Genomic DNA, 18,550 nt, shown 5'->3' on the forward strand with positions numbered 1-18,550 from the left:
GGATCAGAAGAGTCCTTGCTCGAGCAGTGCCTGGCAGGCCGCAAGCGGGTCCTGAGCCAGGTGCAGATCGGCGATTTCAGTGAGACATACGGACCACTCGGTGGGGTGGATGCACACCGCGGGTCCGGCGATGAATTTCTTGCAGGCAATACCGCTGAGCAGCCTGGCCAGTTGGGCGGGGTTGAGCGCCTTGCTGGAATACAGCAACAGGCCTCGGGCCTGCAGGCGCTCGGTGGCCAGGGCCAGCTCACCCCCGGGCAGGGGCCAGTCGAAGACTTCCACCGGGCAGTCGGCGCTGCTGGCCAGCCAGGCGGTGAGCCATAGGTGGGGTTCCAGGGGCAGATCCGACTGGTTGACCAGCAACAGCGGCGCACCCTGGACCTGGCGGTTGTTGTGATAGATCCGTGCGCCCAGCTTGCTGCGCAACCAGGAGTAGAAGAACACCTGCTCCATCTGGCTGCCGAACTGGCCCTGCCAGCGCTGCTCCAGTTCTGCCAACAGCGGCATCAGCAGGTGCTCGCACAGGGTCCGTGGGGGGTACAGCGCCATGGCCTGGTTGAAGGTGTCGTCGACCTTGCGCTCCTCCAGCTGGCCGATGGCCTGGGCCAGTGTCTGGCGCAGGCGCTGCCAGTCATTCTCCACCGGGGGGCTGGAGCGGGCGGTGCTGGCCAGCAGGTGCTTGACCTGGCTTACCGCAACGCCGCGATTGAGCCAGGTCAGGATGGTCAGGATCTGTTGCACCTGCTCCCGGGAGTACAGCCGGTGGCCCTTGGGCGTGCGCCGGGGCACGATCAGGCCATAGCGCCGCTCCCAGGCTCGCAGGGTGACCGCGTTGACGCCGGTCTGGCGCGCCACTTCGCGGATCGGCAGCCAGCCTTCCTCCAGGGCGTCCTGGTACGGAGCGCGGTTTTCGTCAGCCGCTTGGGTGAGGTGTTTCATGGCTCAGATCGCATTGCGCAGGCTGAGGACTTCGGGGTGCGGCTGCAGGTAGAGCTGCCGGGCAATGTAGGGATCGGGGTTCTGGCGCAAGTGGTGCTTGAGCAGGGTCATGGGCACCACCAGCGGTACGATGCCCTGGCGATACTGGCCGATGACGTGCTGCATTTCCTGTTTGTCCCCGGCACTGATGGCGCGCTTGAGGTAGCCGCTGATGTGCTGCAGCACATTGCTGTGGGTGCCACGGGTGGCGCAGCGGCTCAGCGCGGCCATCAGTTCGCTGAAATAGCGCGGGCCGATCAGCATCGGATCGCCCTTGCCCATGCTGCCCAGCAGGTTGCCCAGGGTCTTGTACTGGACGGGGTGGTGGGCCATCAGCAGGTATTTGCAGCGTGCGTGGAAGTCGGTGAGGGCGCGCCGGCTCAGGCCTTGCCGGAGCAGTGCTTGCCAGTCGCGATAGACGTAGACCCGGGTCAGGAAATTCTCCCGCAGCACCGGATCGTTGAGGCGCCCGGCTTCTTCCACCGGCAGGTCCGGGTACCGGGTGCAAATAGCCTGAGCGTAGATGCCGCGACCGCCATGGCGATGGGGAATGCCGTTGGCCTGGTACACCTTGACCCGTTCCAGTCCGCAGGACGGTGAGCTCTGCATGAAGATGTAGCCGCAGATATCGTCCAACTGCGCGGCCATGTGTTCAGCGTATTGCGCCAGGGGCCGGGTGACATCCAGGCCGCTGTCCCGCGTGCCCACGGCGCGAGGCTGTTCTGGGTCGCCCACCAGGCGGATCGGCTCCCGGGGGGTACCCAGGCCAATGGCGACTTCCGGGCATAGGGGCAGGAAATCTAAATGGGCGCTGAGTACCTGACTGCACAGGCGAGATTCCTTGTGGCCACCGTTGTAGCGGACCTCGGCACCCATCAGGCAGGCGCTGATGGCGATTTTCGGCTGGGCGGACATGGTTCAACCTCCGGGAAACATTCCTGTACAAAGCTCTAGGTCTTGTACAACTTTAATCCATCATAGGATTAAAGTTGTACAAGTCAAATTGTTTGTATAGGTATTACCCCGGGACGAAGGCGCCAGGCTATTGCCAGCCCATTCGCCATTCTCGATCGTTCTGCAGGGTCTGCCAGCTCAGGCGCTGGTTGCGTCGGGTGAGCACTGCCTGCAATTGGATGTCCAGCAGGGTGCCTTTTTCATCGCAGAACAGTTCGGTGACGAGAAAGTGCTTCTCGCGATGTTGCGGGTGAGCTGCTGTCCATTTCGACAGCAGCAATTTGCGTGGGTCGAGCCGGTTCACTGCAAGCTCGCGTGCAGCCGGCGAGCTGCCTCCTGCCCACTGAGCCAGGCACCTTCGACGCGCCCGGACAGGCACCAGTCGCCGCAGGCGTACAGGCCCAGGTCGGCATCGGCCAGTGCACCCCATTCGTGGCTGGTGGCGGGGCGGGCGTAGAGCCAGCGGTGTGCCAGGCTGAAGGCGGGCGCGGGCATGACGCTGTGCAGCAGCTCGGCGAAGGCGCCATGCAACTGCTCGATGACGGCCTCCTTGGGGAGGTCGATGTGCTGTCGGCTCCAGGTGCTGGTGGCGTGCAGGATCCAGGTGTCGAGGTGGCTGTCGCGGCCTGGCTTGCTGCGATTGCGTGCCAGCCAATCCAGTGGGCTGTCCTGGACGAAACAGCCCTGCATCGGGGTCTCCAGGGGTGTTTCGAAGGCCAGCGCGATGGCCCAGGTCGGATCCATCTTCACCCCGGCGGCAACGGCCGCCAGCTTCGGTGCGGCGGCCAGCAGCGCGGTGGCCTGGGGGGCGGGAGTGGCGATGACCACGTGGCTGAACGGGCCGTGGTTGGCCCCTTCGGCATCTTGCAGGTGCCAGTGTCGCTCGCCGCGAAAGACCTCGGTAATGCGGCAGGCGAAATGAACTTGCAGGTCGCCGATCAGCGCACGGGTGATGGCGCTCATGCGCGGCGTGCCGACCCAGCGGGTCTGTTCGTCCGGTGAGGGACTGAGCTGGCCGCCATGGGAGTTGTAGAGCTGTGGCGTCCATTCGGCGACCCAGCCCCTGGATTGCCATCGCTGGACTTCGGTGACGAAGCGACGATCGCGGGCGGTGAAATACTGGGCCCCCAGGTCCAGGCTGCCGGCGTCGCTGCGCTTGCTTGCCATGCGCCCACCGCTGCCGTGGCTTTTGTCGAAGAGTTGGACGCAGTGCCCGAGGTCTCGAAGCGCCTGGGCTGCGGAGAGTCCGGCGATGCCGATACCGATGATTGCAATGGGTACTGTCATAGGGGCCTCGTTTACCTTTCTGTACAGACTACGCCGCCGTCAAAACCTGTACAATGTTGTTCTTTGGTATAGCTTTCGGCGTCATCGGTTGTGCAGGTTGTCTATCGTTGAAATACAGCCTGCCCGATTGAAAAGATCCCTGCTTATAAAAATAGACTAGTGATTCGGGTAAAACGCCACGCGAGGAAGACGTCATGCATATATTGCTGACCGGCGGTACTGGTTTGATCGGGCGGGCGCTGTGTCGTCATTGGCTGGCCCAGGGTCATCAGTTGAGTGTATGGACTCGCCAACCCGATAAAGTTGCCGCCTTGTGCGGTCCCCAGGTGCGCGCAGTCAAGTCTTTGCAGGAACTGGACCAAGCTCCGCTGGACGCGGTAATCAACCTGGCCGGTGCTCCCATAGCCGATCGTCCCTGGACCCACAAGCGCAAGGCGCTGTTGTGGGCCAGTCGCATCACGCTCACCGAAACCCTGCTGGCCTGGCTCGAGAGCCGTGAGCAAAAGCCCCGGGTCCTGGTGTCGGGGTCGGCGGTGGGCTGGTATGGCGATGGTGGCGAGCGGGAACTGGCGGAGGATTCGCCTCCGGTCAGCGAGGACTTTGCCAGCCAGTTGTGCATCGCCTGGGAAGAAACTGCGCTGCGCGCCGAGGCCATGGGAGTGCGTGTGGTCCTGGTGCGCACCGGCCTGGTGCTGTCTGCTGAAGGCGGCTTTTTGTCGCGTCTGTTGCTGCCATTCAAGCTGGGCCTGGGTGGCCCGATTGGTAGTGGCCGACAGTGGATGCCATGGATTCACATCGATGATCAGATCGCCCTGATTGATTTTCTTGTGCATCAGGAGCAAGCGCGGGGTCCCTATAATGCCTGCGCGCCGAAGCCGGTGCGCAACGGCGAATTTGCCAAGGCCCTGGGGCAAGTCCTGCATCGGCCAGCATTCTTGCCGTTGCCGGCCTTTGTCTTGCGCCTGATGCTGGGCGATTTGTCACTGTTGCTGCTGGGAGGCCAACGCGCCGTGCCCGCGCGCTTGCTGGAAGCGGGTTTCACTTTCCAGTTCACCGATTTGCCTGCGGCCCTGGGCGATGTGTCCGGCCGCCATTGAAATAGGACGTTGCATGACCGATCACGCGTTGCTCCTGGTCAATCTCGGTTCGCCAGCCTCCACTTCCGTGGCGGATGTGCGCAGCTACCTCAATCAGTTCCTCATGGACCCCTATGTCATCGACCTGCCCTGGCCGGTGCGACGCCTGCTGGTGTCGCTGATCCTGATCAAGCGCCCGGCCCAGTCGGCCCATGCCTATCAGTCGATCTGGTGGGAGGAGGGCTCGCCACTGGTGGTGCTCAGCCAACGTTTGCAGCGGGTGATGAGCGAGCAGTGGAAGCAGGGGCCGGTAGAGTTGGCGATGCGTTATGGCGAACCGTCGATCGAGTCGGTGTTGCTCAAGCTGGTGGCCCAGGGGCAGCGCAAGATCACCTTGGCGCCGCTGTACCCCCAATTTGCCGATAGCACCGTGACCACCGTGGTCGAGGAAGCTCGACGGGTGATCCGCGAGCGCCAGCTGGATGTGCAGCTCAGCGTGCTGCAGCCCTTCTACGACGAGCCCGAGTACATCGATGCCCTGGTCGCCAGCGTCAAGCCGCACCTGCAACAGCCCTTCGACCACCTGCTGCTGAGTTTCCACGGATTGCCCGAGCGCCATTTGCACAAGCTCAACCCGGGGCATCGCCTGGATGGTGCCGGCGATTGCTGCCAGGACGCTTCGCCGCAGGTGCTCGCCAACTGTTATCGCGGCCAGTGTTTCCGCACCGCCAAGGCCTTTGCTCGACAAATGGGCCTGGCTGACGAGCAATGGTCGGTGTCGTTCCAGTCGCGCCTGGGGCGGGCCAAGTGGATCGAGCCGTACACCGAGGCGCGTCTCGATGAGCTGGCCAGGCAAGGGGTGAAGAAGCTGCTGGTGATGTGCCCGGCCTTCGTTGCCGATTGCATCGAGACACTGGAGGAGATCGGTGACCGCGGGCTTGAGCAGTTCCGTGCAGCGGGAGGAGAAGAACTGGTGCTGGTTCCCTGCCTGAACGACGACCCGCAATGGGCCCAGGCCTTGGGCACCTTGTGTTCGCGGGCGCCGCTGGCGCTATAGTCCGCTTCGCGGGGCCGGCGCTGCGTTGTTGCAGGGCCGGGCCCGCAAGGGCGTTTTCAGATCAGCGGATCGTCGGACTGCTTGTTCTTCCAGCCATCATTGCCCGGCAGGACCAGGTTCAAGGCAATGGCGACGATGGCGCACAGGGCGATGCCCTTGAGGCCGAAGTCATCCTGGCCGGTACCGCTGCCTACCAGCATGCCGCCGATGCCGAATACCAGCGTCACCGACACGATCACCAGGTTGCGAGCCTCGCCCAGGTCGATCCGGTGCCGGATCAGGGTATTCATGCCCACGGCGGCAATCGAACCGAACAGCAGGCAGAGAATCCCGCCCATCACCGGTACCGGGATACTTTGCAGCAGCGCGCCGAACTTGCCGATAAAGGCCAGGGTGATGGCGAAGACTGCCGCCCAGGTCATGATTTTCGGATTGTAGTTCTTGGTCAGCATCACCGCGCCGGTCACTTCGGCGTAGGTGGTGTTGGGCGGGCCGCCGAACAGGCCGGCAGCGGTGGTGGCGATGCCGTCACCGAGCAGGGTGCGGTGCAGGCCGGGCTTCTTCAGGTAGTCGCGGCCGGTCACGCTGCCTACCGCGATCACCCCTCCGATGTGTTCGATAGCCGGGGCCAGGGCCACCGGGACGATGAACAGGATCGCCTGCCAGTTGAACTCCGGTGCGGTGAAGTGCGGCAGTGCCAGCCACGGGGCGGCGGCGATCTTCGCGGTGTCCACCACGCCAAAGTAGAACGACAGGGCAAACCCCACCAGCACGCCGGAAATGATCGGCACCAGGCGAAAGATGCCTTTGCCGAACACCGCGACGATCAGCGTGGTGAGCAGCGCCGGCATCGAGATCATCATTGCCGTCTGGTAATGAATCAGCTCGCTGCCGTCACCGGCCTTGCCCATGGCCATGTTGGCGGCGATGGGGGCCATGGCCAGGCCGATGGAAATGATCACCGGGCCTATGACTACCGGCGGCAGCAGGCGGTCGATGAAACCGGTGCCTTTGATCTTCACCGCGAGGCCAAGGAAGGTGTAGACAAAACCTGCCGCCATCACTCCGCCCATGGTCGCGGCCAGGCCGAACTGGCCCTTGGCGAGGATGATCGGGGTGATGAAGGCAAAGCTCGACGCCAGGAACACCGGCACCTGGCGCCCGGTCACTACCTGGAACAACAGAGTCCCGAGACCCGCCGTGAACAGCGCCACGTTGGGGTCAAGACCGGTAATCAACGGCATCAACACCAAGGCGCCAAAGGCTACGAAAAGCATCTGTGCGCCAGACAGTACCTGGCGCCAGAGCGGATCGTTGAACTCATCCTGCATGATCAGGAGTCCTTCTGCTTGGTACCGAAGATCTTGTCTCCGGCATCGCCCAGGCCAGGAATGATGTAGCCATGCTCGTTGAGTCTTTCGTCGATGGACGCGGTGTAGATGGTCACGTCCGGGTGGGCCTGCTGGACGCTGGCGATGCCTTCGGGGGCAGCTACCAGGACCATGGCGCGGATGTCCCGGCAGCCGGCTTTCTTCAGCAGGTCGATGGTGGCGACCATGGAACTGCCGGTGGCCAGCATCGGATCGATGATCATCGCCAGGCGCTCGTCGATCTCCGGTACCAGTTTTTCCAGGTAGGTGTGGGCCTGCAGGGTTTCCTCATTGCGGGCAACACCCACGGCGCTGACCTTGGCACCCGGGATCAGGCTCAACACGCCTTCAAGCATGCCGATGCCGGCGCGCAGGATAGGCACCACGGTAATTTTCTTGCCGGCGATCTTTTCCACCTGGACGGGGCCGCACCAGCCTGGAATCTCATAGCTTTCCAGGGGCAGGTCCTTGGTGGCTTCGTACGTCAGCAGGGCGCCGACTTCCTGAGCGAGCTCGCGAAAGTTCTTCGTGCTAATGTCTGCGCGGCGCATAAGGCCAAGTTTATGACGGATCAGCGGATGGCGGATCTCATGGATGGGCATAGGGAAAGGCTCCGGCGGCGGGCAAAAAAAACGGCCTAGATTAATCTATCCGGGGTTGTTGTCCTATAGACATGAAGTACGTTAGTCCAGAAACGCTTGATCTGACCGGGCCGGATGCGTACCTTTGCCCGCTTTTCCGAAACTGCCACCCCTTGGAGAGCGCCATGTCCGCTGATCTCGAGCATATCCGTCAAATCATGCGCGAGGCTGACTGCCTGTACACCGAAGCTGAAGTCGAGGCGGCCATCGCCCGGATCGGTGCACAAATCACTGAAGAACTGGCTGAGCGCAATCCGGTGGTGTTCTGTGTCATGAACGGCGGTCTGATCTTCGCCGGCAAGCTGTTGACGCACCTGCGCTTCCCTCTGGAAGCCTCCTACCTGCACGCAACCCGTTATCGCAATGAAACCAGCGGTGGCGAGCTGTTCTGGAAGTCCAAGCCGGAAATCTCCTTTATTGACCGCGATGTGCTGATCATCGATGACATCCTCGACGAAGGGCATACCCTGACCGCCATCATCGATTTCTGCCGCCACGCCGGCGCTCGTGCAGTGCACACCGCCGTGCTGATCGACAAGGACCATGACCGCAAGGCACGTTCGGACCTGAAGGCCGATTACATGGGCCTGCCGTGCGTCGACCGTTATGTGTTCGGCTACGGCATGGACTACAAGGGTTACTGGCGCAACGCCGCCGGCATCTATGCCGTGAAGGGCATGTAAAACATGACCGGGCCGAGCTTTCTCGATCAAGCGTTGTTCAGCGACCTGGCAGAGAAGGCCGCGGCCAATCCCCGGGGGCGCCAGCACCATAACTTCCACGCCATGGAAGAGCCCTGCCACCGCCTGGCGGTGGGGCTGCAGCCTGCGACCTACATCCCGCCACATCGCCACATGAGTGCCGACAAGGCCGAGACCCTGCTGGTGCTCAAGGGGCGCCTGGGCCTGCTGATCTTCGATGAGGCTGGCCAGGTTCAGGACAGGAAGATCCTGCAGGCAGGTGGCGACTGTGTCGGGGTGGACCTGCCATCTGGGGTATTCCACGGCCTGGTGGTGCTGGAGCCCGATAGCCTGATGTTCGAATGCAAGGCCGGGCCCTATCGAGCGCTGAACGAGAGTGAGCAGGCCAGTTGGGCGCCTCGTGAAGGCGAGCCCGGTGTGGCCGAATACCAGGCCTGGATGCGCGCCCAGTTCGACTGAGCGAGCCCAGCCTCGACTGTCACCGCAGGCTGCGTTTTCTTGAGCAAGTACCGCCCTTGGCGTCCAGGGTCGCTCGGCACCCGCCGTATCCCGGGAAACCCATGCTAGAGTGCTCGGCCCTTGTCTGGAGCCTGTCATGAGCCTGTTGATTCGCAGTAGCGCGGCCTTTCTTCTGTGCTTGAGCCTGCCCCTGGCAGCCGCTCCGGCTCCCTTGCATGGGCAGTTTCTGCCTCCCGACGATCTGACCCTGCGCGACAGCGTCCCGGAACAGCAACAGTTGCTGCAGGTCACCGAGTATTCGGTGGTGATCGGTAGCCAGCGTCAATCCAACCAGCAGCCGATTCCCGTGACCTCGCCGGTGTGGGTGCGACTCAAGGGCAAGCCCTTGAACAAGGGCGCGACCATCAGCCAGGTGCTGGTGAACTTCGACGGCGAGAGCAAAAGCCTGAAAAAACCGCAGTACGACGCCAAGAGCCGGACGCTGACCCTCTATTACCCTATGGCGCAGTATCGGGCGGTGATCGACCTGCTGCGCAACGACACCGTGTATTGCCAGTTTCTCAGCTACGCCAATGGCCACGTCTGGGCCGACCTTCATACTGGCAGCGTGCGTCCGCGTTGAGGCCGGAGGTGGGCTGGGGGTAAACTGCCCGCCCCGTGAAATGTCTGCGAGCTGGAGTCGGCAATGCGTAAAGATAAGAAACAGGTAATTGGTGACGAAATCGGTGATGAGCAGGTCAAGTTGTTCCTCGATTTCGAGCCGGTCGACGCCACTTCTCCGTCCCTGCACAAGCTGATCAAGGCCTACCGCGGTCTGCGCATCGACGATTTCGAACGGTTCCTGGGGTTTTTCGTCGAGGCCGGCCACGACCTCGATGGCAAGGACGAACAGGGCAGGACCTTCGTCGAGCTGATTCGTGACCAGCGCAATGCCGCCGACTACATCGAACTGATGGACAAGGCCCGCGGCTGATTCCTCATCGCGCGCGATGCCGGGCCGTGCTGGCCAGGCATAAAAAAAACGCCCCGTCCTGCAAAGGACGGGGCGTTTTTCATGGCGCCGGATCAGGCGTAGCTTTCGGTTTCCTTGCTGGGCTCGACCAGCTCCAGGCTCAGGTTGTTCTCGCTGTTGATCGTGCGGTACAGAGCGGCGTCGCTTTCCAGGACCTTTTCCCGCGCGGGGAAGATTTCCTTGAGCTTGGCAGCCCATTCGCCGCTGGCCTTGGCCGGGAAGCAGCGCTCGATCAGCTCCAGCATGATCGACACGGTCACCGAGGCACCCGGAGAGGCGCCGAGCAGGGCGGCCAGGGAGCCGTCCTTGGCCGCTACCAGTTCAGTGCCGAACTGCAGGACGCCGCCTTTCTTCGGGTCTTTCTTGATGATCTGCACCCGCTGGCCGGCTACCTCCAGGCGCCAGTCCTCGGCCTTGGCCTCGGGGTAGAAGCGACGCAGGGACTCGAGACGCTGCTCCATGGACTGCATGACTTCGCTGACCAGGTACTTGGTCAGGTCCATGTTGTCGCGAGCCACGGCCAGCATCGGGCCGATGTTGCCGGCCCGAACCGACATCGGCAGGTCCAGGAACGAGCCGTGCTTGAGGAACTTGGTGGTGAAGCCGGCATAAGGTCCGAACAACAGGGACTTCTTGCCATCGACCACGCGGGTGTCCAGGTGCGGCACGGACATCGGTGGCGAACCTACGGCGGCCTGGCTGTAGACCTTGGCCTGGTGCTGCTTGACCACTTCCGGATTGTCGCAGCGCAACCACTGGCCGCTGACCGGGAAGCCGCCGAAACCCTTGCTTTCCTCGATACCCGAGGCCTGCAGCAACGGCAGGGCTGCGCCACCGGCGCCGAGGAACACGAACTTGGCGTCGACTTCGCGGGTGTTACCGCTGTTGACGTCCTTGATGCTCACGGTCCAGCCGTTGGCCTTGTTGCGCTTGAGGCCGGTTACGCGCTTGCAGTACTTGACCTGGGCGTCGGGCGCGCTGGTCAGGTGCTTGAGCAACTGGTTGGTCAAGGCGCCGAAATTGACGTCGGTACCATTGAGCACACGGGTGGCGGCGATGGTTTCATCTGCCGGGCGTCCCGGCATCATCAGCGGCATCCACTCGGCCATCTTGGCCTTGTCCTCGGTGTACTCCATATCCGCGAAGGCATGGTGCTGGCTCAGCACTTCAAAACGCTTCTTGAGGAAGGAAACACCCTTGTCGCCCTGGACGAAGCTCAGGTGCGGCACCGGGCTGATGAACGATCTGGACGAGCCGAACGTGCCTTGTTTGGTCAGGTAGGACCAGAACTGCTTCGACACCTCGAACTGAGTGTTGATGTGCACGGCTTTCTTGATGTCGATGCTGCCATCGGCGGCCTGTGGCGTGTAGTTCAGCTCACAGAGGCCGGCGTGGCCGGTACCGGCGTTGTTCCACGGGTTGGAACTTTCCGCGGCACCCGAATCCATCAGCTCGACGACTTCCAGCTTGATTGCGGGGTCGAGCTCTTTGAGCAGTACGGCCAGGGTGGCACTCATGATGCCGGCCCCGACCAATACGACGTCTACTGCTTCGTTATGCGCCATTAACGCGTCTCCAAAATCTGCAGCACCAAATTGACGGCATGGCTGCCAGGAGTGACAGGGCGATTCACGTGGTGCCCCAGGTTACCCATGGCCAGGATTGCCATGTCCGAGTCTTCGCAATTTTTTGCAACTTCTACGGACGCTACCAACCGGGCCTCAAGGTGCATATGAACGCATCCTGGGGAGCCTCGGGGCAATTCGACTTATGGTCGATACATCCGTTAGTGCAACCAAATCCGTCAGCGGACAGGCATCAAGCGCAACTATCTGAGGAGGGCTCGGTCCTGTGTAATCGGGCTGTTGTAGAGGCTGATGGTGCCAGTTCAGACGCAAAACTATTCATTTGCTCGCCACACTCTTGTGAAGTTGTGAAAACCCGTTTTTTCACGCTCTTTTGAAGACGTGAACCTCAAAAAGGGCTGCCTTGGCCTGGCACCTGGCCCGAGCGGTGATACCGGCATGATGGCATGCGGGCACGACGGGCAAACAGCTTCAGTGTCCGAGCAATGGCAGCTCTGCAGATTCGTGAAAAGTGGAGGATTGCACGGTGGGACAGCAAGCACGCCAGCTTCACTCGAACTGTGTGGGCGGCTCTCTGTGGGCGGTGCGGGGTGCCAAGGCAGTGGCATTGGCGATACTGCGAGGCCCGATCAGGAGACGTCCTTATAATCGGGGGGAGATTGTAACGAAGAAATGCGCAGAAATGATCCTGTTTCGCGACTTTTATTAGGCTTTTGGTCAGGTGGCCAGTATCGGCTGTACCCCGCTGGTCAGGCTGCGCGGGCTGATACGGGCACTGGCAGGCAGTGTCTGGTGCAACCAGTTGAGGCGGATTTCCTGTATTTCCACCCAGCCGTCGCCCACCGGTGGTGCAAGACTGTGGCGCAATGCCTGGCACCGCCCCTGGCAGTCCAGCAAGGCGAAACTACGGAACTCTTGGCGTGGAGCGAACAGGGAGCGAAGGAATTTCATGACCAGGCACCTGATGTGTCATTGACGATAAGCATGCCGCCGAGCCGTTACATCATCATGTATTGCGAGTGAACAGCAGGTTACAGGAACCCAGTTGTACGGGACCTGTCTGACTGGTGATTTAAGTCCCGCCCGATGCTGGTTCGTCGTTGTTGTGCCCCGCTATACTGCGGGCCTGTTTGTGCCTGATTCCTGGAGAAATGAGCATGTTGCAACGCCTGTTGTTCGGTTTGATCACTGTAGCCAGCCTGTCGCTGGCAGGCTGCGCCCACAGCCCGCAACAACTCAGCCCGGAGCCCAAGCTCACCTCCCAGCTGGCGGCGGTGGGTCGCGGCCAGCCGGTGGTGGTGAAAGTGGTCGATGGTCGTCCATCGCCAACCCTGGGAACCCGCGGTGGCCTGTACCCGGAAACCAGCGCCATCACGGTGCAAAGCGCGCAGATCCTGCCCAAGCTGCAGGCCCAGGCCGAAGCTGCGGTACGTCTGCTGGGCTTCACCCCGACCGCCGGTGGTGCCAATGCTCCCCAGCTGACCGTGACCCTGGCCGAGCTCAAGTACCAGTCCCCCAAGGAAGGCATGTATGTGACCGAGGCCACCATCGGCGCGACGTTCCGCTCCGATGTACAGAACGCCAACCGCCGCTACAGTGGCCGTTATGGCGCGTCCCTGGACCAGCGCTTCGGCATGGCGCCAAACCAGGACACCAACACCAAGCTGGTGGGCGATGTTCTGAGCGATGCACTGACTCGTCTGTTCAAGGATCCGACCATCGGTCAGATCCTCGGCGAATGACGCTGCTTCTGTAAGCGCTGCCTCAGGCTGCGACAAGGCCGCAAGGACCGTGCCCGAGGGCATCGGCGACCGATACAAGAAAGCCCGGGTCTGTTGGACTCCGGGCTTTTTTATTGCCGCTCATTCGACGGGCTCACGCCGCCTCGACATAGAAGTCCAGCACGCTGACGCCGGTCAGCAGGTCGGTCTCGGGCAGGTCCGCATGCGGGTGCCCACCCAGGGCGCAATACACCAGCCAGTGGCGATCCTGGACGTTGAATGCCAGGGCATCTACCAGCGCCTGCTGTTCCTCGCTGGGGGCGATCAGGTAAAGGCGGTCCTGGTTTTCTGCGTGCAACATGACAAGCTCCGTGGGGCATCGAGGGGCGATAGAGTGGCTTGTTCTGATGACGAAAAGATGACGGTCTAAATTAATGGCCCGCCGCCTCGTTACTGGTCGGAAAGGCACGCGGGGCCGCCCGGCGATTGAGTAGAATCCGCGCCGCGGGCGCACTCGACGTCCCGAACACAGGTTTTCTTCGAGGTTCATGATGTCGTTGCAATTGATCTGGTCGATGTTCAATGCCCATCCCGGCAAGCTGATCAACCTGTTCGCCCTGCTGCTGGCCTGTCCGGGCAGTTGGCTGCTGCATGCTACCCGTCGCCGCGAACTGCGGGCCCTGGCCAGCCTGGCGACTCGGAGCGAAGAGCGGGCGATGGATCAGCCCATGCTGCTGCCTGATCCTGCCACCTTGCGCATCAATCGCTTCTTCTATCGCTTCGGTTTCGCTTGCCTGGCGGTGGCGCTGCTGATGTCCTGGGCCAGCACGCGTTTCTGATCGCGTTCCAGGCAACGCATGCAACAACGGCGCCCGAAGGCGCCGTTGTGCTGTGTGCAGCGGTCTTTACAGCGCCAGGCCGGCCTTGACCCGGTACTGGTTGCGAACCGGCGTCGCATATTGCAGCACCAGGTAGGGACGATGCTCCGGCGGGCAGTCTTGCAGGCGGCGTTGCCACTCCTGCTCGGCCTTGGCCAGCTCCTGGGCCGGGAACACCTCGGCAGCGCGAGGCACCTGCAGTTGCGGGTCGGCATCGTCCCACTGGGCATAGGCCAGGTAGTGCACCGGGAACAGGCGGTAGCCGCCGAGAATCTGCCGGTCCATCTCCAGGGCCAGTTGCTTGGTGTCCTCGAACCGTTCGCTGATGGGCGCGGCAAAGTTCACATGGACCCGGCCCTTGTAGCCGGTGATGCCCTTGGCAATGCTCACGTCGTCCTCTCCCGGCGCCTTGGTGTAGCTGCCAGTGGTGGCGCGGATGTACAGCTCCCGGGCCTTGGCCTGGTCGCAAGGATCGTATTCGTAGCTGATGGATACCGGCGTCAGGTTCAGTGACTGGATGACCTCGCCGAATGGCTCGTCCTTGCGGCTCATGTGGAACATCTTGAGGATCGCCGACTCGGTGCGATCGTCGCCATCCTTGGCCCGGCCTTCGGCCTGGGCGATCCAGATCGACTGGCCGTCATTGCGGATCGAATGGTTGATGTAGGCCGACAACAATTGGTAGGCCGCGAGCTTTTCCCTGCGCCCGCTGAGGGAGCGATGCACGATGAAGCTCTTGTTCAGCCGCATCAGATCGCTGACGAACGGTTTCTGCAGCAGGTTGTCACCGATGGCGATGCGCGGAGTCGGCAGGCCGGCGTGATAGACCGCATAGTTGACGAAAGCCGGGTCCATGACGATATCGCGGTGGTTGGCCAGGAACAGGTAGGCGGTTCCCGACTTGAATTGCTCGACACCGGTATAGGTCACGCCATCGGTGGCGCGTTCAATGGTGTGGTCGACGTAGAACTCGACCTTGTCCTGCAAGGTGGCCACCGAGGTGATGCCGGCGAACTCCCGGCGCAGGCGGTGGGCGATCAGGGGTTTGAGCAGCCAGCCGAATGTGTTGGCAAAACGCGGGAAGCGAAAGTGGGTGAGGATATCTAGGAATGCCTTGTCGCTGAGCAGCCGGGCCAGCACCGCTGGTACTTCGCTGTCGTGGTAAGGTCGGATGGCATCGAATTCGCCCATCATGCTCTCTTGTTGGAAACGGCTAGGGTAAGAAGAAGGTTCGGATCAAAAAAGCCGGGCGCGGTCTGAAGATTCAGCTCAAGCATTAAAAGCCCTGCAAATAGACCGGCGATTATACGCATAAGTCACTCGGGAGACCGCGATGCTGGAAACTGACCATTACCAATGTCCTTATTGTGGCGAGCAGGCGGAGGCGGTACTTGACCTGTCCGCCGGCGACCAGACCTATATCGAGGACTGCCCGGTTTGCTGCCGCCCCATCGTGTTCATGCTGCAGACCGATGGCCGGGAATGGATGCTCGAGGTGCACACGGAAAACGATTGAGCCGGGGGGAGTGGTCTTCATGCTGCGTATCTACGAGCCGGAAAATCTGATGGAAGGCGAACTGCTCCAGTGCATGCTGGCCAGCGAGGGCATCGACGCCCACCTGCAGGGGCGCGACCTGCTGGGTGGAGCCGGGGAGTTGCCGGTGTTCGGCTTGCTGGCGCTGTCGGTGGAAAACCACCAGGCGCAGCGGGCACAGGAGCTGATCGCCGCGTACAATGCGGCCCTGCCGTTGCCCTTCGAAGAACCGGATAGTTTTGCCGGGGTGCTGGTCTGTTAGGCTGAGCGCCGATTTGCCGAGAGTTGTATTGCCCCATGTGTGGACGTTATGCCCTGTTTCGTTGGAACCCCGCGTTCGCGGCCCTGCCGGGATTTCCCGGGGACCAGCGGGCCCAATGGAACATCTCGCCGAATGATTCGGTGCTGATCCAGCGCCTGGAACACGGCCAGCGCACCCTGGCACGGGCCCGCTGGGGCCTGACCCCGGCCTGGTTGACCGACCTGTCGCGCACGCCGGCCCATGCCCGGGCGGAAACCCTGGCCGAGCAGCCGATGTTTCGTCAGGCGTTTCGTGAACGGCGCTGCCTGCTCCCCGCCAACGGCTTCTACGAATGGCGCGGAGGCAGCCGCAAGCGTCCTTACTGGCTGACCCCGGGAGAAGGCTCGTCGATTTTCTTTGCCGCCATCTGGGAGGCGTACCCGGTGCAGGAACAGGTCTGGCTGAGCACTGCGGTGGTGACTCAGGCGGCCTCGACCTTGCGTCGCCCGCTGATCCTCGACGCCGCCGGCCAGGACGCCTGGCTCGATCCCCAAACGCCGCTGCATGTCCTGCACGCGCTGTTGGCCCACCCGCCTGTAGCCTTGCGTGAGCGGGTCCTGGCCAATCTGGTCAACGACCCCAAGCTCAACGGCCCGGAGTGCCTGACTCCCGCCTGACCCTGGGGGCGGACGGGCAGCCGGTCAGACCCTGAACTGGTTGATCAGTCGGCGCTGCTGCTCGGCGAGCTTGGTCAGGCCGGCGCTGGCGGCGCTGGACTCATCGGCCCCGCCGGCCACTTCATTGGCCACCTGGCCGATGTTGATCACATTGCGGTTGATGTCTTCGGCCACCGCGCTCTGTTCCTCGGCGGCGCTGGCGATCTGGGTATTCATGTCGTTGATCACCGAAACCGCCTGGGTGATGGTTTCCAGGGCCTGGGCGGCCTTGGCTGCATGCTCCACGCTCTGGTCGGTCTTGTGCTGGCTGTCTTCCATGACCCGTACCACTTCCCGGGTGCCTTGTTGCAGCTGCTGGATCATCGACTGGATTTCCTCGGTGGCCTGCTGGGTTTTCTGTGCCAGGTTGCGCACTTCATCGGCGACCACCGCAAAGCCGCGGCCCTGCTCGCCGGCTCGGGCGGCCTCGATCGCTGCGTTGAGGGCCAGCAGGTTGGTTTGTTCGGCGATCCCGCGGATGGCGATCAGGATGGCGTTGATGTTCTCGCTGTCCTTGGCCAGGGTCTGCACCACGGTCACCGCACGGCCGATCTCTTCGGCCAGGGCGCCAATGGCGCTGGAGGTGTCCCGCACGATCTGCATGCCCTGACTGGCGGCCTGATCGGCATGGCTGGCGGCTTGTGCGGCCTGGGTGGCGTTGCGTGCCACGTCCTGGGCGGTGGCGGTCATCTCGTGTACGGCGGTGGCCACCTGGTCGATTTCCACCATCTGCTTGTGCACGCCCTGGTTGGTGCGAATGGCGATGTCGGCGGTGTGCTCCGAGGAGTCGCTGACGCTCTGTACCGAGGTCACCACCTGGCTGATCATGGCCTGCAGCTTGGCCAGGAAGGTGTTGAAACCCTTGGCGATGGAGCCCAGTTCGTCGGCCCGGTCGCTGCTCAGGCGGCGCGTCAGGTCGCCTTCGCCCTGGGCGATATCGTCGAGCATCGCCACCATCTGCCGCAGCGGCCGGGCAATGCCGTGGCCCACCAGCCAGATCACCAGCAGCCCGATACCGGCGATGACGAGGCCGACCATGGCCATGCCGAAGGTATCGGCCTTGCGCTGCTGGGCCAGATCGCCCTGCAGTGCGTTCAGGTCGGCCATCACGGCCCCGAGGGGCAGTTGCAGCATCAGGGTCCACTGGGCGTTGGTCTGGCCGATGCCGAAGGGCAGGTACAGGGCGATCTTGTCGTTGGCCTGGTCGATGCTGTAGGTCACCTCGTCGCGCTTGAGGCTGGACAGCTTGGAGACGGTCTCGCTGTTGAGTACGTCGCTGGCTTTCTCGCCGAACTTGCCCGGGTCCCGGGTATAGGCCACCAGGCGTGCGTTACCGCCGATCAGGGCCATTTCCCCTGCACCGGCATAGAGTTTCTGGTTGGCCCCCAGCAGCATGTCCTGGATGAAGTTCACCGACAGGTCGGCGCCGACGATGCCCTGGAACTTGCCGTCGAGCAGGATGGGCTGGATGAAGGAGGCGAGCATCACCACCTTGTCGCCGACCTTGTAAGGCGCAGGGTCGATCACGCAGGGCTTGAGGTTTTCCTTGGCGCACAGGTAGTACTCGCTGGCCCTTACGCCGGTGGATAGCACGGTTCGATCATTGACGTCGGCCAGTTTGTCCAGGCCCAGGCTGGCGTCCTGGTTGCGGAACCACCAGGGCAGGAAGCGGCCGGTGGCGGCGTCGATACCCACCACCGTGGTGCCGACGTAGGCGCCATCATTGTGGTCGATGGCGTTGGCTTCCCAGCCAATGTAGGCACCGAGGATCTTCGGGTTCTGGGTGACGTTTTCCTTGATCAGGGCAATCAGCTGCTCACGGCTAAGGTTCAATTGCGCCTGGCCCTGCTCGTTGCGGCTGCCCATCAAGGCGTTGACCCGGACCAGGCCATCGGCGATCAGCAACGGTGCTTCCAGTTCACGCTGGATCTGGCTGACCTGGGTTTGCGCCAGGCCGCTCAGGCGCTGTTCGATGACCTGCTCGAACTGGGCCTGGGTTCTCTCCTGCACCATCTGCTGGGTCCGGGCCCCCGAGAACAGGGCGTACAGCACCAGGGCTGCAACCACGCTGAGGACGATGGCTCCGGCCAGGGCGGCCACGGAAAACTGGATCGACTTGAACTTCATAGAGGCTCCGGGCGCAGGAATTGAGGTCTGCCGTGCTGTATCGGCCGCCGCCCTGCCGGCCATTAGCCTGGATTGTGCAAATGACGTTTTGGGAGAGGCTGGCGTCGTTAATGGCAAGATGCCATGTCTCTTGATTGATGGCCTGGCCATGAGATGAATTTTTTCCTACAGGGCTGGTTGCATCTCAATTGCGATCAAAAGCTCATTTTGCA

At 62.4% G+C, this 18,550-nt stretch carries 22 protein-coding genes and 1 pseudogene; 11 read left to right on the forward strand and 12 right to left on the reverse strand.

The features are described from left to right. Positions 1 to 3: 3 nt before the first annotated feature. The 4 genes from LGQ10_RS24535 to LGQ10_RS24550 all read right to left on the reverse strand — a co-directional run bounded on the left by LGQ10_RS24535 (position 4) and on the right by LGQ10_RS24550 (position 3,219). Entirely contained in the window at positions 4 to 939 is a 936-nt protein-coding gene (locus tag LGQ10_RS24535) for a MerR family transcriptional regulator (RefSeq protein ID WP_226523467.1), read from the reverse strand. A 3-nt stretch (positions 940 to 942) separates the two neighbouring features. Next, a complete protein-coding gene (locus LGQ10_RS24540) occupies positions 943 to 1,893 on the reverse strand; it encodes a YbgA family protein (RefSeq protein WP_226523468.1) in 951 nt (316 codons plus the stop codon). A gap of 127 nt (positions 1,894 to 2,020) precedes the next feature. Beyond that, positions 2,021 to 2,236: a TIGR02450 family Trp-rich protein gene (locus LGQ10_RS24545; RefSeq protein WP_058433876.1), complete on the reverse strand. Its 216-nt coding sequence runs from the start codon at positions 2,234 to 2,236 to the stop codon at positions 2,021 to 2,023. Beyond that, complete coding sequence (locus tag LGQ10_RS24550) at positions 2,233 to 3,219, reverse strand: NAD(P)/FAD-dependent oxidoreductase (protein WP_226523469.1); 987 nt, start codon at positions 3,217 to 3,219, stop codon at positions 2,233 to 2,235. Before LGQ10_RS24550 ends, LGQ10_RS24545 begins: the two co-directional genes overlap by 4 nt. 194 nt (positions 3,220 to 3,413) lie before the next feature. On the opposite strand from LGQ10_RS24550, the gene LGQ10_RS24555 reads away from it, so the two are divergent. Both LGQ10_RS24555 and hemH read left to right on the forward strand, forming a co-directional pair. Further along, the gene (locus LGQ10_RS24555; protein ID WP_058435974.1) at positions 3,414 to 4,316 is read left to right on the forward strand and encodes a TIGR01777 family oxidoreductase; all 903 of its coding nucleotides are present in this window, start codon (positions 3,414 to 3,416) and stop codon (positions 4,314 to 4,316) included. A gap of 13 nt (positions 4,317 to 4,329) precedes the next feature. Continuing rightward, positions 4,330 to 5,352 carry a ferrochelatase gene (hemH, locus tag LGQ10_RS24560; RefSeq protein ID WP_226523470.1) on the forward strand — a complete coding sequence of 341 codons (1,023 nt, stop codon included), beginning with the start codon at positions 4,330 to 4,332 and terminating at the stop codon, positions 5,350 to 5,352. A 56-nt stretch (positions 5,353 to 5,408) separates the two neighbouring features. Here hemH and LGQ10_RS24565 read toward each other — a convergent pair whose 3' ends face one another. Continuing rightward, positions 5,409 to 6,683, reverse strand: a complete 1,275-nt coding sequence (locus LGQ10_RS24565; protein ID WP_226523471.1) for a uracil-xanthine permease family protein — start codon at positions 6,681 to 6,683, stop codon at positions 5,409 to 5,411. Positions 6,684 to 6,685: 2 nt separating this feature from the next. Next, positions 6,686 to 7,324: a uracil phosphoribosyltransferase gene (gene upp, locus LGQ10_RS24570; protein ID WP_226523472.1), complete on the reverse strand. Its 639-nt coding sequence runs from the start codon at positions 7,322 to 7,324 to the stop codon at positions 6,686 to 6,688. Between the two features lie 164 nt (positions 7,325 to 7,488). Here upp and LGQ10_RS24575 point away from each other — a divergent pair, with 164 nt between their 5' ends. The 4 genes from LGQ10_RS24575 (at position 7,489) to LGQ10_RS24590 (ending at position 9,496) form a co-directional block, all read left to right on the forward strand. Continuing rightward, complete coding sequence (locus LGQ10_RS24575; RefSeq protein WP_058435970.1) at positions 7,489 to 8,046, forward strand: hypoxanthine-guanine phosphoribosyltransferase; 558 nt, start codon at positions 7,489 to 7,491, stop codon at positions 8,044 to 8,046. A 3-nt stretch (positions 8,047 to 8,049) separates the two neighbouring features. Continuing rightward, entirely contained in the window at positions 8,050 to 8,523 is a 474-nt protein-coding gene (locus LGQ10_RS24580; RefSeq protein ID WP_226523473.1) for a WbuC family cupin fold metalloprotein, read from the forward strand. 136 nt (positions 8,524 to 8,659) lie between these two features. Beyond that, positions 8,660 to 9,145 (forward strand): hypothetical protein, encoded by a 486-nt coding sequence (locus tag LGQ10_RS24585; protein ID WP_058438238.1) that lies wholly within the window; start codon positions 8,660 to 8,662, stop codon positions 9,143 to 9,145. Between the two features lie 63 nt (positions 9,146 to 9,208). After that, a complete protein-coding gene (locus LGQ10_RS24590; RefSeq protein ID WP_058438236.1) occupies positions 9,209 to 9,496 on the forward strand; it encodes a PA4642 family protein in 288 nt (95 codons plus the stop codon). Between the two features lie 92 nt (positions 9,497 to 9,588). Here LGQ10_RS24590 and mqo read toward each other — a convergent pair whose 3' ends face one another. Together mqo and LGQ10_RS24600 are read right to left on the reverse strand one after the other, a co-directional pair. Beyond that, positions 9,589 to 11,100 (reverse strand): malate dehydrogenase (quinone), encoded by a 1,512-nt coding sequence (mqo, locus tag LGQ10_RS24595; RefSeq protein WP_226523474.1) that lies wholly within the window; start codon positions 11,098 to 11,100, stop codon positions 9,589 to 9,591. A 738-nt stretch (positions 11,101 to 11,838) separates the two neighbouring features. Then, a complete protein-coding gene (locus tag LGQ10_RS24600; RefSeq protein ID WP_058435889.1) occupies positions 11,839 to 12,072 on the reverse strand; it encodes a hypothetical protein in 234 nt (77 codons plus the stop codon). A gap of 206 nt (positions 12,073 to 12,278) precedes the next feature. Between LGQ10_RS24600 and LGQ10_RS24605 the strand changes: the two genes are divergently transcribed. After that, positions 12,279 to 12,863 (forward strand): YajG family lipoprotein, encoded by a 585-nt coding sequence (locus LGQ10_RS24605; protein ID WP_058435890.1) that lies wholly within the window; start codon positions 12,279 to 12,281, stop codon positions 12,861 to 12,863. A 133-nt stretch (positions 12,864 to 12,996) separates the two neighbouring features. On the opposite strand, the gene LGQ10_RS24610 is transcribed toward LGQ10_RS24605, so the two are convergent. Beyond that, complete coding sequence (locus tag LGQ10_RS24610) at positions 12,997 to 13,203, reverse strand: hypothetical protein (RefSeq protein WP_058435891.1); 207 nt, start codon at positions 13,201 to 13,203, stop codon at positions 12,997 to 12,999. A gap of 190 nt (positions 13,204 to 13,393) precedes the next feature. Here LGQ10_RS24610 and LGQ10_RS24615 point away from each other — a divergent pair, with 190 nt between their 5' ends. Then, positions 13,394 to 13,681 carry a hypothetical protein gene (locus LGQ10_RS24615; protein ID WP_226523475.1) on the forward strand — a complete coding sequence of 96 codons (288 nt, stop codon included), beginning with the start codon at positions 13,394 to 13,396 and terminating at the stop codon, positions 13,679 to 13,681. A 66-nt stretch (positions 13,682 to 13,747) separates the two neighbouring features. On the opposite strand, the gene LGQ10_RS24620 is transcribed toward LGQ10_RS24615, so the two are convergent. Further along, positions 13,748 to 14,914, reverse strand: a complete 1,167-nt coding sequence (locus tag LGQ10_RS24620) for a 1-acyl-sn-glycerol-3-phosphate acyltransferase (protein ID WP_058435893.1) — start codon at positions 14,912 to 14,914, stop codon at positions 13,748 to 13,750. 139 nt (positions 14,915 to 15,053) lie between these two features. Here LGQ10_RS24620 and LGQ10_RS24625 point away from each other — a divergent pair, with 139 nt between their 5' ends. From LGQ10_RS24625 to LGQ10_RS24635, 3 genes are read left to right on the forward strand one after another with little or no spacing between them, the layout of a single operon-like run. Further along, positions 15,054 to 15,236, forward strand: coding sequence for a CPXCG motif-containing cysteine-rich protein (locus LGQ10_RS24625; RefSeq protein WP_058435894.1), 183 nt, complete (start codon positions 15,054 to 15,056; stop codon positions 15,234 to 15,236). A gap of 19 nt (positions 15,237 to 15,255) precedes the next feature. Continuing rightward, the gene (locus LGQ10_RS24630; RefSeq protein WP_226523476.1) at positions 15,256 to 15,516 is read left to right on the forward strand and encodes a DUF2007 domain-containing protein; all 261 of its coding nucleotides are present in this window, start codon (positions 15,256 to 15,258) and stop codon (positions 15,514 to 15,516) included. A 35-nt stretch (positions 15,517 to 15,551) separates the two neighbouring features. Then, positions 15,552 to 16,172: an SOS response-associated peptidase gene (locus LGQ10_RS24635; RefSeq protein ID WP_058435895.1), complete on the forward strand. Its 621-nt coding sequence runs from the start codon at positions 15,552 to 15,554 to the stop codon at positions 16,170 to 16,172. Between the two features lie 24 nt (positions 16,173 to 16,196). Here the strand turns inward: LGQ10_RS24635 and LGQ10_RS31655 are convergent, their stop codons facing one another. Next, positions 16,197 to 17,039 carry a methyl-accepting chemotaxis protein gene (locus LGQ10_RS31655; protein ID WP_413247634.1) on the reverse strand — a complete coding sequence of 281 codons (843 nt, stop codon included), beginning with the start codon at positions 17,037 to 17,039 and terminating at the stop codon, positions 16,197 to 16,199. 12 nt (positions 17,040 to 17,051) lie between these two features. After that, positions 17,052 to 18,488, reverse strand: a pseudogene (locus LGQ10_RS31660) (HAMP domain-containing protein); the annotation flags it as partial. Between the last annotated feature and the right edge of the window lie 62 nt (positions 18,489 to 18,550).

This window comes from Pseudomonas sp. L5B5 (genome assembly GCF_020520285.1).
Classification (GTDB): Bacteria; Pseudomonadota; Gammaproteobacteria; order Pseudomonadales; family Pseudomonadaceae; genus Aquipseudomonas.